This is a genomic window from Sorangium sp. KYC3313, from assembly GCF_052075895.1.
In the GTDB taxonomy this organism is placed as follows: domain Bacteria; phylum Myxococcota_A; class Polyangia; order Polyangiales; family Polyangiaceae; genus Sorangium; species Sorangium cellulosum_B.
Genome location: NZ_CP197255.1, coordinates 7,694,276 through 7,710,404, shown reverse-complemented (window position 1 = coordinate 7,710,404; position 16,129 = coordinate 7,694,276). Strand labels below are relative to the sequence as shown.

Here is a 16,129-nt window from a genome sequence, read left to right as displayed (position 1 = left end):
CGGACAGGCCTGTAGACGGCGCACGATGGGCTCGACCCGGACGGCGTGGCACGTGCTGCTCGTCGCATTGCTCAACCAACGGGGCTCGCGCCGGTTCGAGGTGCGCAGCGAGGTGCCGCTCTCGAACGAGCCGCTCCGCGCCGATTACCTGTTGCTGCGCCGGAGCGCGGGGCCGAGCGAGCCCGCGGGCACGCTGAAGAAGCTCTGGGACCTCTTGCCCAGGGACACCATCGTCGAGTTCAAGAGCATCGGCCGGCCTTACCGAAGGCGCAACCTCGACCGGCTGTGCAGCTACCTGCACCTGTACTGCGCCGACGAGCCGGAACGGATCGAGCGGCGGAGCGACCTGTGCGGCGTGCTGCTCGTCCCGTCGCGCACCAGGTCGCTCGACGCGGATGTGGCCGAGCTCGGCATGGAATGGGGCGACCTCGGCGGCGGCTACTGGCGGGTCGAGGGCGGGGCGTTCGCGCTGCTCATCGTCGAGATCGACGCAGCGGCGGAGGCAGAGGACGACGATCTGCTACGCTTGTTCGGGCACGGCGAGGCCCGGACCGTGGAGGCCCGAAGATGGCTCTCGCAGCAGCTTGGAGCCGAGGAGATCGCCATGGAAATTCATGAATTGGAGGGCTTCGACGAGGTTGTCCGCAAGCTCCTGGCCACCCTCCCTCCCGAGCGGGTGCTGTCGGCGTACGCCCCGGAGCAGCGCATGGCCGGGCTGCCGCCCGAGCAGCGCATGGCCGGGCTGCCGCCCGAGCAGCGCATGGCCGGGCTGCCGCCCGAGCAGCGCGTGGCGGGGCTGCCGCCCGAGCAGCGCGTGGCCGGGCTGCCGCCCGAGCAGGTGTTGCTGGCGTTGCCGGACGAAGTGCTCCACGCCCTGTCCGACTCCTACCTCGACACGCTCTCGGCGGAGACGCGCGCCGCCATCCGCGCGCGCATCGGACGGTAAGGCGGCAGCTCGGCTGACCGCGCGCGCAGGCGCACACTGGGAGAGTCTCGGCTCTCGCGCGGTGAGCCCTCGCCGGGCATTCGCTGCGTCCGGATAGACTCCGGACCGATGCTCCTCCCGCCGAGAACGACAGGCCTCGCCGCGCCCGCTGCGGGGCTGACGGTGCTGCTCGTGGCGATGTTCCCTGCGAACGTGCATGCGGCGCGCGCGGGGCTCACCCTGGGCGGCAGCCCGGTGACGCCGCGCGTGCCGCGGACTGCAGATCGTGTTCATCGCCGCGACGGTCGCCGTGGCGATCGGCGGCCGCCGCGAGGACCGGCGCCGGGAGTCAACGCGGCGCTCCGCTCGACGTCCCGCGCCAACCCTCAGGCTCAGCACGCGATCATGTCCAGACATGCCGGCCCGCCTCGCCGACCAGCCGCACACGCTGCGCGGCGGCCGTCCGCAGTCACGAGGCTCGGATCGAGGGACAGCGCGACACCTGGACGCGCTCGGGCCGGCAGGCCCCGCGCTGGACCCGCGAGAACGGGCACGATAGCCTCGCGTCCGGTTCGCTTTCGCCGGAGCACGCCCGAGGGAGCCTCTCTGGTGATCGAGAGGCATCGGGGAGACGAAGAGACCGATGATCTGCGTCGCGGTGAAGGTGGAGACGGAGTGCGGCACCTGCCGGCTGCCGATGCCGGTGAACACGCTGGCCCGCGAGGTGGGCTGCGCGAGCTGCGGAAGGCCCGCGGCGCTCGCCGATGATCTCTGGAAGGCGCTGCTCCGCCATCCGATCCACGACGGCCCGAAGATGCTGCTGAAGGAGGGGCGGTCCACGTCCGCGGGCAAGCTCTCGGCTGCCTACACGCGGCGCGCGCCCTCCTGCCAGGGCTGCGACAAGGACATTCCCGTCGAGGACATCCGGGAGGTGCGGGAGCAGGCGACGGTCACGTGCGCGCGGTGCGCGAAGCGGACCTGGGTGCGAACGGTCCCCGCAGAGCTCGCCGGAGCGCTCCCGAGCATCACGCACCTGGTCGGCGAAGACCCGGATCCAGCCGCCATGGCGTCGGAAGGTGCGGCCGAGGCGGCGACGTTTCCCTGCCCGCAGTGCGGATCGCCGGTGCCGTTCGATGGCGTGACGCGCGCGTGCGTGTGCAGGTTCTGCAACGCGAGCGTGCACGTGCCGGACGACATCGTGTTCCGCGGGCGGAGGAAGGTGGCGGCGAGCTGGTTTCTTTGCTTCGATCCGTCGATCACGGACGGCGCCCCTGCCGCGGAGGCCGTCGCGGCGGGGCTGTTCGACTGGGAAGATCCGCCTCGTGCGGCTGTCGATGTCGAGGGCAATCTCTACTGCGCAGTGAGTCAGCTGGACACGACGCCATCGGGCATGCCAAAGCGGCATAACATCGTTTGGTCCATGGATCCATCGATGAACGTCCGCTGGCTTCAGCGCGGTCGACCGATGGCTGATGGCCTCGTGCTCTCTCCGGAGAGCAACCTCCTCGTGACGAGTCGTGACAGGTTGGCCTGGGCCTGGCTGTCTCCCACGAGCGGCACACCGGTCGAAGAAGGAGCTGGCGTGCTCGCTCAGGCGCGCGACGACGAGCTGCTCGATTGCAATCGCCTATCGTGCGATCGAGACGGGACATTGTTGATCTCGAAGGCTGATAGGATTCAGCGTTTTTCAGCGAGCGGGATGGAAATCCCAGTGTGGCACGGAGGCGCTTTGGGTGGCGTCAGACCGGTGGATGGCATATTGGGGCTCACGTGTATCCAATGCGGGCCGGACGGCTCGGTTTACTGCCTGTATCGTGACCAATTCGCCCGTGTCGATGCCAGCGGGCGCGAGATGTTCCGCCTGACGCTCTCGTCGGCCCCTCCGGAGTTCGATCGTCGACCGTTCGGCGTCGACGCTGCTGGAAACGCTTATGTGGTCAGGCGCGATGAGGTCATTCGGATCGGCGTGGCAGGTGAACAGAGCGTCGTCTTGTGCACGGAGCGCGATGGCCAACCCAGGTCACCACAGACGCCTATCGCCGTGTGTCCTGATGGTGCGTTCTGGCTCTTCGGTACGAAGGGACGTGCATGGAAGTTCGATGCCCGAGGGACCTTGCTCTTCGAGAGCGGGCTGCGGGGCAGGGTCAACAGGATAAAGCGCATGCGGAGCATGCGGCCGCCGCCTCAGGCGCCTGTGTATGACCCCGGCACCTTCATCGCGCAGCAGGCAGCGCGCGAGCGATCCGCGAAGGCAACGACGGAGGCGCAGCACAGATGGGATCGCCTGCTGGGTAACGGCGTCCTGGTGATCGTCGGGCTAGTCCTGATCGCATGCATTATCTCTCCTATCTGGTATATCCTCTCGCGCTGGTAGCTCTGGTTTCCAGCAATGGCCGTTCCCCGCGGCTCCTAGCCGAGATCGATCCGTTTACCGTTCACGGTCACCTTCGACGACGAGCATTGGACGCTGTTACTCCCCTTTGCCAGCCTGGCGACGCCCGCGGTGACGGTGCACTTGGATGCGCCCTTGCGGATCTCGGTCATCCCGCTGGTGACCTCGAGGCCATCGGCGCCGTTGCCTACGGTGACCTTGCTGGCCACTGCTGTCATTCCCCAGTCGCCGCCCTTGACCTCCACGGAGCTTCCACCTCTGACCTCCGCTTTGGCGTTTGCTTTGAGGTGGATGTTGGCGCCAGCCTCTTCCAGATTGGCGGAAGATCTTATGGTCGTCTTTCCGGTGGCTTCAATGTTCATCGTGTCGCTGGACTTGATTCGGGTGTCTTTTGCGCTCACGTCGAGGGCTGAAGACGCCTTGAGCCGCATGGCTCCGCCACTCTGGATCTTGGTCAGCCCTTTGGAGCTCGATGCGTAAATCCCGGATTTGAGATCGATCCTCGCGCCGGCTGTGATGAGCGTGCTGGCACCGGAGCCGATCGAGACGGTGACCGGCGACTTCAGCATCGCCGCCGTACCCCCGGCGACGATGGCCTGTCCGCCCGAGGACAGGGCGGCGCTCGCGGTGCCGCCGACGAAGGCGTCGGCCATGCCGATCAGCACGGCCGAGTTGACCGCGCCGCCGAGAAAATGGGGGGAGCCGATGCCGGGCACCACGCCCGCGACGCGGGCCACGCCGGCGAAGGAGGTGGCCGCCGCGGCCATGCTCTTCGCCGTGGCCACGCTCGCGGCGTCCGCGGCCTTCCCGGCCCGCTGCGCGCTGTTGTTGATGAGGTCCTGGCGTGCTTTGTAGCCATCGACGAGCCCCTTCGCGCCCTTGCCGAGCTCCGAGGCCACATCGACCCCCGCGGCCCATTGCCGCCGTGTCAGGTCCTCTTCGGCGAGCGTTTTCTTCAGATCCTCGGCCTGCTTCTTCGCCTCGGTGAAGCGCTTGGTCGCCTCGATCGCCTTCGCGTACGCGGGCCGCTCCGTTTCCCATTCCTCCTTCGTCATCGACCTCGGGACGCCGTAACGATCGAACCTCATGGGCGGATCGAGCTCGGGATAGGGATCCTTCGTCTGGGCCTCCGCGAGCGCTCTCTTCATGCGCTCCTCCTCGACGACGGCCGCTTCGTCCGCCTGGGCTTGCTGGTAGGCGTCCCACTTCTTGAAGCCGTCGAGCGCGCCCTTCGCGGCGCTCGCGATCCCGTTGAATATCTTCACGCCTTTATCGCCGAACAGCGCGCTCCCGATGCTCGATGCGCCGCTGGCGAACTGGGTGATGCTGGACGAGGCCCAGAGGGACGCCACGTCCGTGAGCGTGGTGCTCACCGAGGTGAGCGTGTTGACGCCGGCGGCGCCGACCGCCGTGAAGGCCTCGGTCGTCGTGAGCGCCGCGCCCGCCTCGGGCGTGTTCGGCGAGCCGAGCTGGAACGAGGCGCCCCCGAACGGCGTCGACAGCTTGATGCGCTCCTCCCCCTCGGTGTCGTCGATGTTGATCTCGTTGCCGCCGCCCGTGCGGATGACGTTCCGCCGCCCGTTCTTCGCCCCGACCGTGCTCGGGGTCTGCGGGTTGGGCACCGCGCCGGTGATGATGGGCCGGTCCGGGTCGCCGTCGATGCACGTGAGGAGGACCTCGACGCCGCTCCGGAGCGGGAAGTGGAACCCGTACCCCGCGCCCGCATGGGGCTGGGCCATGCGGACCAGCCTGGAGGCCTTGCCGTCCTCGGCGCCGCTCGTGTCGAACTGGAAGCGCACGCGGTAGCGGCCGGCCTCGTCGATCTCGGCGTACTGGCCCTTCTCGGCCGCGTCGATGACCCCCGTGATGGCCCCGTGCACCCTGGGCTTGGGGGTGACGCGCGGCGGGCGGTAGGTCGTGGCGAAGGGGATCGCCCGCAGCTCGTTCGCATAGGCGCGCTCGCCGCCCGTCCCCATGTTCATCGTCGCCTGCTGCAGCCTGTGGCGCACCTCGACGAGCAAGAGCTCGATGTCGCCGCGCGGGTGCCCCTCGAGCGTGACCCGCGCCCCGGCGCCGAGGGCCTGCACGTCGCTCGCCCCCTCGAAGACCTTGCGGCCAGCGCGCAGCTCCTCGGCCCGGATGGCCGCGATGCGCTCGCCCTCGTCGGGCGTCTTGAAGTGCGCCCCGTACTCGACGATGCCGCCGCCGGCCGCGTCGGAGACCGCCGCGGCCGCCATGAGCGGCACGTGCGGCGTGCGGTAGTTGTAGTCCTTGACCACGTAGCGGCCCGGGACCTTGCGCGTCGTGCCCTCGATCCGGTGGACGCCGACGTGCTCGCCCCGGGGATGGAAGTACGCGCGACCGCCGCCGGGGATGGGCGGAAAGCCGCTGTTCGCGTCGGTGAAGACGATGACGTCGCGGTCGTCCCGGTGCTCGAAGAAGAACGAGATGCCGAGGTGCTCGGCCAGGCGCGAGGCGAACTGGAGATCCGTCTCCCTGTACTGCACAACGTACTCGCGGGGCGGATACGACCCGACCAGGCGGAGCTCGAAGTCGTCGCCCTCGCACAGGCCCGCGCGCTCGAGCTTCTTCTTGAGGATCTCCGGGACCGAGAGGTCCATGAAGATCTCCGACGTCTCGGTGAGCGTCATGCGGAAGGCGCGCGGCACGAACGTGAGGGTGTACGCCATGTGCGCCGCCTCGGTGAGGAGCGCGTCGCGCACGACCGCGATCTCGCCGAACAGCCGCCGCTCCTCGCGGTCGCCCCGGAGGAACACCAGGGCGGCGGGCTCCGCGAGCAGCGCCTCCTCGTCGAGCCCCTCCGGGCTCTTGCACCCGATGTGGAGCTGGAACTCGAACAGCTGCGAGATGACCTCGCGCCCGGTGAGCTCGTACAGTTCGACCGCGTCGGCGGAGAAGGCGCCTGACTCCAGGCGAGCAGACAGGATGTCTTTCATGGGCGGTCGGTGCGGCCATCTTATCCGGGGCGCGCTCGGAGCGCGTCGCAGGAGGTGCCTTTCCGCATCGAGGTGCCGGGCGATCTCGCGCCCGCCTTCAGCGACCAGGAGGTCTGCCTGGAGTACGCGCTGGAGGCGGTGCTGGAGCACGCGGGCGGCCGGGTCGTGCGTCGCGCTGCCGCTGGAGCCGGCGATCGAGGGCGCCGGCGGCGGTGCGGCCGCGGCGCCGATCCTCCGCGGCGCCGCAAATCCTTGGCGCCAGGCCGCGCGTCCGGGCGATATTGGCGTCTTCTCACCCGAGGGACGCCCTTCAAGGAGCACGCGATGTCCGACGCGATCACGACGACTCAGGCTGAGCCGATCGACGACGAACGGTACCCGGCCTTCCTCGAAGCCATCCGCGCCCGCTTCGGCGAGGTGACCGCCGGCGGCGCGCGCCTCTTCACGACGGACGCCGCCGGCCTCTTCGACGCGTTCCTCGACGGGCTCCGCGCGGATCGGCGCCAGCACTACACATGCAGCGCGTGCCGCCGCTTCGTCGAGCGCTTCGGCGGGCTGGTGAAGGTCGCCCCCGATGGGACCGCAACGTCGATCGCGTGGGCCCCCGAAGCAGCGCCACCGTTCTTCCGGGCCTCCGTCGAGGCCATGGCGCTCCTCGTCGCGCGCGCGAAGGTGACCGGCGTCTTCCTCTCCGAGGAGCGCACGTGGGGGATGCCGAGCAACAAGAGCCAGAAGCCGCCCTTCTCCTGGAAGCACATGGCCGTCGCGCCCGGGCGGGAGCTCGTCTTCAAGCCGTCCGCCGTGCAGACCACCTCGCAGGTCGTGGCCGAGAAGCTCCAGGACTACGGCACCCTCTGCCGAGGGCTCGCCGAGTTCCCGCTCGAGGTCGTGAGGCAGGCGCACACCCTCCTGACCACCGGGAACCTCTACCGATCGGAGAAGTGCATCGGCGTGGCCAAGTGGCTGGTCGATCTGCACGAGGCGCGCGCGGCGACGAGGAATCCCGTCACCCGCGACAACCTCACATGGCTCGCCGCGGCGACCGCACCGGCCGGGTTCTGCCACGTGCGCAGCGGCATGATCGGCACCCTCCTGGAGGATATCCAGGCCGGGCTCGGCTTCTCCGACATCAAGGCGAAGTTCGACGCCAAGATGCACCCGCTCCTCTACCAGCGCCCCCAGGCGGCGCCGAGCGCCGGCAATATCGCGCAGGCCGAGGCCATCGTGCAGAAGCTCGGCTCGGCCGGCGCGCTGGAACGCCGGTTCGCGAAGCTCGAAGACATCCAGGCGCTGTGGAAGCCGAAGGCGGGCGCGCCCCAGGAGCGGAGCGGCGGCGTCTTCGGTCACCTAAAGGCCAAGATCTCCACGGCCGCAGCGTCCGTGGAGCAGCCGCCGGTCGTCATGACCTGGGAGAAGTTCCAGCGGACCGTGCTCGCGGACGCGGAGCGCATCGAGTTCTTCGTGCCCGAGCAGAACGCGTCGTACGCAGCGCTGGTGACGGCCGCGAACCCTGATTCGCCGCCCATCCTCCAGTGGGATCGCGAAGAGAAGCGGAACCAGGTGAGCTGGTACATGTACGTCAAGGGCTCGCCGGCGAGCGCGTGGAACTTGAAGGCGGGGCAGTTCCAGGACGTCACGGCGATCGCGCTCCAGCCGACGATGTGGGACGGCCCGGACAAGTACCCGCACCAGGGCCAGTCGGTCTTCTTCCTCCTCGACGGCGCGCGGGACGTGAACCACGAGCGCAGCGGCGGCTTCTTCCCGGAAGACCTGCGAAGCGAGTACCACGGCATCCGCGCCACCATGGAGGCGTACGCGAAGAACGCGACCATCGCGGGAGCCAAGGAGGCATCAGCCTGCGGCATCAAGCTCCGGAAGAGCGCCGGCACGTGGGATTACCTCTTCCGCGTCACCACGAAGAACGGGCGGGTTACCTACAAGCTCGACCGCTGGGACTGAGGATTGAGGCTCAGCCGGGTGCTGCGCCATCGGCGGACGGGTGCCGGGAGCGCGGACACGCCGCGCGAAGTCCTGGTCCGCGCCGCACGGCGCTCGCCGGGCGGGGCATGCGCGCTGTTAGGCTTCCGCCGTGGCGAGAGACCTCAATCGACTTCGGCATCGAGCGCAGCCGCCACGAGCGCTTCTTCGGTCGGCCTGCCCTGCCGAACAGCCCCCGGTCGTTCACACCCTGTCGGACTTGCTGCGCGGTCCCTTCGGCCCTCCTGCGCAGCCCCGGCGCCCTCCTGCGCGGCCCTGTCGGCCTTACTGCGCGGTTCCTTCGGCCCTCCTGCGCACCCACTTTGGTGTCCTTTCGCACAATCTTGCGGCTCCTGCGCGGTCCCTTCGGCCCTCCTGCGCAGCCCCGGCGCCCTCCTGCGCGGCCCTGTCGGCCTTACTGCGCGGTTCCTTCGGCCCTCCTGCGCAGCCATTTTGGTGTCCTTTCGCAAAATCTTGCGGCTCCTGCGCAGCCCTGGCCCCTTCCTGCGCGCCCCCAGCGGCGCCCGCGCAACCCCGATCGGCCCCCCTGCACGACCATGGCTCGACGCCTGCGCGTGATCGCCGCTCCCGCTGCGCAGCACCGGCGTCCTCTTGCGCGGCTCTGCTGTCCCCTCGCGGTGTGGGCTTCGTGCTCTCCTCTGATGCCGGCGTCGACCCCGCCTCCACTGCCGGCGTCCCAGGCCGGCATGGTCTGACTCCTGCGCGAACCGGCAATTATCATTTTGCCGAACGGCGCGTCACCCCGCCGGGGACTTCAGCGCTCGTTCGAGGTGCCGCTCGATATGCGGAGAAACTTCGCCCGCGCGCTCGGAAACCAGATCATGCGTGCCGCCCGGGACGACGATCAACTCGGCTCGTGGCAGCAACTCCGCGAGCCGACGACCCACAGCCACCGGGCTGATCGGATCAGCATCCCCCCAAAGCAGCAACACCGACGTAGAGATCTCATGCAGCCGCGGGGAGAGATCGTCCCGCGCGTCCAAGAACCAGCGTGGCGCACCGGGGTTACGCTGCTCGAACTGTGGACGCCAATCGACCGCGCCCAACGTACGGACATCAATGCCCCCGGACGTCACGGAAAGAACCATCGCTCGAACACGCTCCGGCCGCGCCATTGCCGCACGCAATGCGATCAGCCCGCCCATCGACTGCGCAAAAAGCACCACCGGACCGGTGATCTCGTTCACGACGCGCTCGACGAGGTCGGACATCCCACGCACCGCCGGGTCTGCAGCTGCCCCACCAAGCCCCGGCCAGCTGAAAAATCTCCGCCGACCTCGGTGCGAGAGGCCGTCACTGACCGGCTTCCACATTGTCGTGTCACCGCCTGCGCCGGGCAGGAAGAGCAATGCTTCTGAGTCTTCGTGGAGGAAGTTGGGCACGTGCTGCTCTAGCATTCCTCCATTCCCTTGAACAGCTCGTACCTGTCACGGTCGAAGGCCGCGGAGAGGTGGCGGAGAGCGACGACTCCGGCGGGGCTTCGTCCCCTCGCGGCGTGGGCCTCGTGCTCTCCTCTGACCGAAGCCTCGGCGTCATCGAGCTCCTCATCGGACAGCCGCTATCGCAAACTGCTCACGTTGATCAACCGACTGGCACCTTGACCATTACCCGCCGACGAGCCGCCGCCCAGATCGCGACCTCCCCGCTTGCCCCGCCGACGAGCCCCCGCCCTCGCTCCCCCTCACCGGTACGGCCCGCCCCGCCCCTCCCCCCGCATCTGCCGCGCGAGCGCCAGCATGGGCCGCAGCACCTCTCGCGCCGCCGCCGGATCCGCGAGCGGCGCCCCGATCACCACCGCGATCGCGCCCGGCGCCACCGCGACCCCCTCCTCCGCGTCCGCAACCCCCCCGATGCGCGCCGCCTGCTCCAGGATCGCCGCGCCGATCCCCTGCTCCGCCGCGTTCCTCGGCCTGGCCGCGCCCTCGATCGGCGGATCCAGCCGCAACGAGACCCGCGTCCTCGCAGGAACGGCCCCCTTGAACAGCGTCTCCAGCTCGAACCGTGCCCCCTCGAGCGTCCCCGAGAGCCGCATCGAACCGACCCGGAGCGCCCCGTCGCTCTCCTCCGCGAAGCGGCGCCATGCGGGCAGCCACGCCGCCATCGCCGCCGGCGGCGGCAGCGCCGCGCCGGCCGCCGCGAGCGCCTGCGCCAGCGCGTCGACCTGCGCCAGGAACGCGTCGAGCGCCTGCTCGTCCGACGCCTCCGCGGCGCTCCACACCCAGGCCTCCCTGTCGTCCACGTCGGCCCGATGGAACGCACGCAGGGCGCGCCGGAGCGCGGGCCCGAGCACGGCCAGCACCTGCGCTTCCTCCCGTCCCACCGCCCGGAAGCGCCGGTCGAATCCCTCGTCCCCCATCTCCAGCCCATCGAGCTCCAGCACGCGCCGCCACTGAACGTCGAGGCGCAACCCCCAGGGCTCCGCGAACCGCACCGTCGCGCCAAGGCCGGCCCTCAACCCCTTCACGGCAGAGGCCACCTCGACCGTGCAGCCCGCGCGCACGCCGCGGAGCCGCAGCCCCCGCTCCAGCGAGAGCCCCACCCGCCGCCCCGCGCGCGCCCAGACAGCGCGCCAGCGATCCGCGCCGACCCGGGGCCGCTTTCCATCGCGCCCGGTCCGCGGCTCGAACAGGCCGACGACCACCGGCACGCGATGTCGCACCAGCTCCCCGCCCGCCAGGTGCTCGATCGTCACCTCCAGCGCGTACTCCAGGGCAACCTCGCGGAGGCTGAAGGACGGCGCGAGATCGCCCGGCAGAGAGATGCGGAAAGGCACCTCCGTTCCCTCGGCGATCCCTGTGACATCCTGAAAGAAGACGTTCGGGCAGCTCTCGTACGAAGCGCTGCGCGCGTTCACCTGCTCCACCCCATTGCCGACCAGCGCGACGCGGAGCCCGAAGGGGTAGCGCCCCGGGAGCCCCCCGAAGGCGACGGCCCCGGTCACGATCGCGCCCGGGGTGAGGGTCCGGCCCGGCAGCGACACCTCGACGAAGGCGCCGCGCCCCCGGTGGCTCGCGTCGATGAACGGCCCGTCTTCCGGCCGCCGAGCAGACCTGGGCCGGACGAGGACCTCCTGGCTCTCCCGGGCGTCGAGCCACCACGGAATGGAGACGTGCGCGCGGACCTCGCACCGGCACGCCTGGAAGGCGCCGGCGAACGTCGGCGGGAGATCACCAGGCAGCGCGAACGAGACCCGGTAGCGGTGAATCCCCTCGCCGAGCCGCCCCTCCCCGGCCACCTCCTCGCTGAGGAGGAGCAGGTCACGAACCTCGAAGCTCCCCTCGCCCGGAACCAGCTGCTCGTGCGTGTGCCGCAGGGCCACGCGCACGAAGTTGATGGGCGTCTTCGCGGCGCTCTCGAGCGAGAGCCCGACGTCGAACGTCTCGCCCGGATGAACGACCCTGGGGAGGCGCAGCGTGATGAAAGGGCGGCTCCTCATCGCCGCCGCCCAGTGTAAACGACCTGGCCGACCGCCCTCCGACGGGACGTCGCTCCGCCCGCCCGCTCGCATTCGGAAGGCCGCGCCGCCCGCTCGCTAGCGGTAGGAAATGGCCAGGTGCTGCGTCGAGGGCGGCAGCGGATGAAACTCCGTCCGCGAGAACCCCGCGCGGCCGAACATCGCGCCGAGCTCCGCTTCCGTGTACGCGTCGCCCCGCGACGTCTGGACGAGCATCGTCATGGCGAACTCGGCTACTCCGCCGCCTCGCCGAGCCACGCCCGCGCGAGCTCGAGCGTGCGCGCGTTGTCCACGGCCCGCTCCAGGAAGTGCGCCCGGAACGCGCCGTCGCTGATCTTCTCGGCGCGCGCGAGCAGGCGATCGCGCGCCTCGGCGATCGCCTCCGCGGCCTCGGCGCCGCGCCCGCAGACCGACAGCGCCTCGGCGTAGACCAGGCGCACCACCGACTCGCCCTCCTCCACGCCCACCTCGTCGAGCAGCGCGCGCGCGCGCTCGGCGGCGGCGAGCGCGTCGCCGGGGCTGCCGAGGTGGAGCAGCGCGCGCCCGAGCACCGCGACGGCGTAGGCGCGCATCGGCGGGGCCCGCTCGAGGATGGCGTCCGCGGCCCGCGCCTCGCGCGCCGCCGCCTCGGGATCGCCCGCGAGGAGCAGGATGCTCGCGAGGTAGACGCGCGCGCAGCCCTCCATGCGCACGTCGCCGTGGCGCTCCAGCATCGCGCACGCGGTCTCCTCGACCGATCTCGCCTCGTCGAGCCGGCCGCGGTAGGAGAGCACCAGGCCGAGGTTCTGGAGGACGTACGCCGTGGTGCCGCGCAGCTCCATGCGCTCCGACTCGGCGAGCGCCTGGCGCAGCGCCGCCTCGGCCTCCTCGAGCTGACCCACCTGGCCGTACGAGTAGCCGAGGTTCATGCGCGCCATGCACGCCCGCCGCACGTCGCCGGCCTGCTCGAACGCCGCGAGCGCCGCCGCGATGCCCGCGAGGCTCGCGCCGGGGTCACCGCCCGCGTGCGCGCGGATCGCGCGCGCCTCGTGGAGGTTCGCCACGGCCTCGAGATCCGGCGCCGGGGCGCCCTCGATCGCGCGCTCCGCGCTCTCGAGCAGCGCGTCGGCCAGCGCATAGCGGCCGCCGAAGATCAGCATGAGCGCGGCGGAGCTCAGGCAGGCGCTCTTGGCGGAGCTCCCGTCCTCGAGGGGCGCAGGCGTGCCGCGCGCGACGGCGGCCCAGCGCTCGACGCGCTCGAGGCCGCCCGTGGCGCCCGCGGCGATGATGATCCGGGTCAGCGCGGCGAACCAGGCGGCGGATCCCTCCGCGAGGTGCTCCGCGGAGACCGCGGCGCGCTCCTCGGCGAGCGCGAGATCGCCGCGCCAGAAGTGCGCCTGGCTCTCGAGCAGGCGGAGCTCGCCCACGGTGGCGGGCGCCGGATCACACGCGACGCCGCGCGCCGCGCGCGCCAGCACGGCGCCGAGGTCGTTGCCTCGCAGCGCCTGCCGCGCGGCCGCGAGGTACGCCGTGGCCGCGCGCGCGGGCTCGCCGCCGCGCTCGAAGTGCTCGGCGAGCGCCATGGGGTCGGCCTCGCCGCGCTGCGCGAGGAAGCCGCCCGCGAGCGCGTGGCCGAGCCGCCGGTCGCCCTCGGTCAGCATGCCGTAGGCGGCCTCGCGGATGAGCGCGTGGCGGAACCGGAGCGCGGCGTCGCCGGCCGCGCTCCGCGGACCGATCCGCACGATCGCCTCGTGCCGCACGAGCTCGTCGACCTCGCGCGCGACCTCCGACCGGCCCACGAGCGCGGCGACCCCCGCCTCGGAGAACGCCTCGCCGAAGACGCTCGCGGCGCGCAGCACGCGGCGCGCCTCCGGGTCGAGCGCGTCGAGCCCGGCCTGCACCATCGCGAGCACCGTCTCCGGCGGCGCCGCGGCCCGGCCGCGGGCGGCGGCGCGGATCTGCTCCTCCAGGTAGAACACGTTGCCGTCGGCGCGCTCGACGAGCGTCCTCACGAGCTCCGCGCTCGCCCGGGCGCCGAGCGCCTCCCGCACGAGCCGCTCCGCGCCCGACGCCGCGAGCGGAGCGAGGCGGACCTCCCGGACGAGGTGAGGCCCCCAGAGCCCCGGGAAGAGCTCGTGCACGGAGGGACGCGCCAGCGCGAGCACCGCGAACCGCCTGCCCTTCAGGTTGCGCAGCGCGGCCTCGACCAGCGTCACGGTCGGCAGGTCGCCCCAGTGGAGGTCGTCGAGCACGAGGAGCACCGGCTGCGCGGCGCACTCGGCGTCGAGGAAATCCTCCCACGCGAGGCGCAGCTGGTCGCTCATCAGGAGCGGGTGCCGCCGCGCCGCCCTGAGCTGCACGTCGTCGTCGTCTGGGAACGGCGCGCCCGCGAGCTCGCCGAGGAACGGCGCGATGCGCGCGGCCGCCGCGGCGCCGCAGCGGCGCTCGACGCGCGCGCGGATCTTGCGCCGCTTCGAGTCGAGCGGCTCGCCGTCGCGCAGGCCGAGCCCGCGGCGGAGCGCGCGCTGGAGCAGGCCGAAGGCGGAGCCGGCGCTCATCGGGTCCGCCTGGCCGAGCCACACCGCGAGGGGCTCGCTGCGCGCCCCGAGCGCGCGGACGAGCTCGTAACAGAGGCGCGATTTGCCCGACCCCACCGCGCCCGTCACCAGCACCGCGCCCGGCGCCGCCCCGCGGGCGCAGGCGTCGATCTCGGCCTCGATCAGCCCGAGCTCGCGCTCGCGCCCGACGTAGGGCGCCGGCCGGCCGAGGAGCGAGGGCTGCGTCTGGGGCTCCTCGCGCGCGCCGTGGAGCCAGCACCCCGACGCGTCCCGGGTGGCGTCGAACCGCGCGCCGAGCAGGCCGGCGGTCGTGTCGTCGATGCGGATCGCCGCCGGATGGAGGGGCTCTCGGCTGCCCTGGACGAGCTGCACGAGGCGATCGATCACCGCGCCGACCGGCAGCCGCGCGGCGACCTCGGCCCGGCCGATGACGAGCGAGAGGCGGGCGCCGCCGAGCAGCTCCCTGAGCGAGAGGGCGCAGCGGGCCGCCTGCGCCGCGAGGTCGGTGGGCGCGGCCGATCCCGAGAGCGTCACGAGCAGCCACCGCGCCTCCAGGAGCTCGACCCGGCCGCGGTGGCGCTCGACGATCTCGCGGATCGCCCGCGCCTTCGCCTCGTCCTCGACGTCGGAGAGCGTCGCCTCCGCGTCAGACTGGCCCTCCCGGGCGAGGAGGAGGCACATGACCTTCCGCTCGCTGGTCGTGATCTCGCGGCCGCGCCGCGCCGGCGGGTGGGACGACGGGGGCTGGAGCGACGGCGGGCCCGCGTCGTGGCGTGAATCCAGCGCCCCCGAGGCGAGCGCCGCCGCGACGACGCCCGCGTCGCGCGGCCGGGACTCCCGCGCCTTCGACAGCATCCGCGCGACGAGCCGATCGAGCCAGGCCGGGACGTCGTCGCGGAGCTCCCTGAGCCGCGGCGGCTCCTCGAGGAGGACCTTCATGAGGACCGAGAGCGGGTCGCTGCCGCCGAACGCGGCGCGCCCGGTGAGGCACTCGAAGAGCACGCTGCCGAGCGCGAACACGTCGGCGCGCGCGTCGATCTGCGGCTCGCCGCGGGCCTGCTCCGGGGCCATGTACTGGGGCGTGCCGCGGATGTCGCCGAGCGTCGGGAACTCCTCCTCGTCATCCCCGGAGAAGCGCGCGACGCCGAAGTCGATGAGCCGGACGCGCTGGAGGTCGCCGCCCTCGAGGATGAGGTTGCCCGGCTTCACGTCGCAGTGCACGAACCCGAGCTGGTGGACGGCGGCGAGCGTGCCGGCGATGCCCGCGGCGAGCGTGAGGCCCTCGGCGAGGGTGAGCGGGCCGCGATCGAGCCGCTCCGAGAGGGTCTCGCCGTCGAGCCACTCCATCGCGAGGTAGAGCCGGCCCCCGCCCGTCGCTCCGTGCGCGACGTAACGGGCGACGCCGGGGATCGCGAGCGTCGCGAGGGCGAGATGCTCGCGCGCGAGCGCGCTCAGCGACGCGGTCGCGGCGGTCTGGAGGAGCTTGAGCGCGACGAGCTCGCCGGACCGGAGGTCGCGCGCGCGGTACACGCGCGCCGTCCCGCCCGAGGCGGCGTGCTCCTCGATCTCGAACCGGTCGTCGACGACCTCTCCTGCCTGCATCGAGCTGACGCGCTCCTGGCGGGCGCTCTACCGCTATTGCACAGCGTGCCAGCGGCGCGCGCCGTCCGTCCACTGTCACTTCGCTCGACGCCGCGCGGCGTGCGCGCCGGCTCACCGCGGCCGATCCCCTGGCCGAGCCACCTCCCGGGGACGCATGTCGCGGCGCAGGCGCTCGCGTCGGCGCGGCGCACACGCCGGCGCACCTCGCCGGCTCACCGACGTGTCGTCGCGCACCGCAGGCGCGGCGAGAGCGCCATCGACCGA

General features: G+C 71.8%; 8 protein-coding genes. 3 read left to right on the top strand and 5 right to left on the bottom strand.

Features of this window, described 5'->3' with window-relative positions; all coding sequences use genetic code 11:
• Window positions 1-25: 25 nt before the first annotated feature.
• Both ACSRUE_RS29785 and ACSRUE_RS29780 read left to right on the top strand, forming a co-directional pair.
• Window positions 26-946 carry a hypothetical protein gene (locus ACSRUE_RS29785; RefSeq protein WP_441286532.1) on the top strand — a complete coding sequence of 307 codons (921 nt, stop codon included), beginning with the start codon at window positions 26-28 and terminating at the stop codon, window positions 944-946.
• Window positions 947-1,568: 622 nt separating this feature from the next.
• The gene (locus ACSRUE_RS29780; protein ID WP_441286531.1) at window positions 1,569-3,299 is read left to right on the top strand and encodes a hypothetical protein; all 1,731 of its coding nucleotides are present in this window, start codon (window positions 1,569-1,571) and stop codon (window positions 3,297-3,299) included.
• 35 nt (window positions 3,300-3,334) lie between these two features.
• Here ACSRUE_RS29780 and tssI read toward each other — a convergent pair whose 3' ends face one another.
• Window positions 3,335-6,274 (bottom strand): type VI secretion system tip protein TssI/VgrG, encoded by a 2,940-nt coding sequence (tssI, locus tag ACSRUE_RS29775; protein WP_441286530.1) that lies wholly within the window; start codon window positions 6,272-6,274, stop codon window positions 3,335-3,337.
• Between the two features lie 324 nt (window positions 6,275-6,598).
• On the opposite strand from tssI, the gene ACSRUE_RS29770 reads away from it, so the two are divergent.
• On the top strand, window positions 6,599-8,233 hold the full coding sequence (locus tag ACSRUE_RS29770) for a hypothetical protein (RefSeq protein WP_441286529.1): 1,635 nt from the start codon (window positions 6,599-6,601) through the stop codon (window positions 8,231-8,233).
• Window positions 8,234-9,009: 776 nt separating this feature from the next.
• Here the strand turns inward: ACSRUE_RS29770 and ACSRUE_RS29765 are convergent.
• The 4 genes from ACSRUE_RS29765 to ACSRUE_RS29750 form a co-directional block, all read right to left on the bottom strand.
• A complete protein-coding gene (locus ACSRUE_RS29765) occupies window positions 9,010-9,585 on the bottom strand; it encodes an alpha/beta fold hydrolase (protein ID WP_441293143.1) in 576 nt (191 codons plus the stop codon).
• Window positions 9,586-9,953: 368 nt separating this feature from the next.
• Window positions 9,954-11,708 (bottom strand): hypothetical protein, encoded by a 1,755-nt coding sequence (locus tag ACSRUE_RS29760; protein WP_441286528.1) that lies wholly within the window; start codon window positions 11,706-11,708, stop codon window positions 9,954-9,956.
• Window positions 11,709-11,804: 96 nt separating this feature from the next.
• The gene (locus ACSRUE_RS29755) at window positions 11,805-11,948 is read right to left on the bottom strand and encodes a hypothetical protein (protein ID WP_441286527.1); all 144 of its coding nucleotides are present in this window, start codon (window positions 11,946-11,948) and stop codon (window positions 11,805-11,807) included.
• An 11-nt stretch (window positions 11,949-11,959) separates the two neighbouring features.
• On the bottom strand, window positions 11,960-15,865 hold the full coding sequence (locus tag ACSRUE_RS29750; RefSeq protein WP_441286526.1) for a serine/threonine-protein kinase: 3,906 nt from the start codon (window positions 15,863-15,865) through the stop codon (window positions 11,960-11,962).
• Window positions 15,866-16,129: the final 264 nt, after the last annotated feature.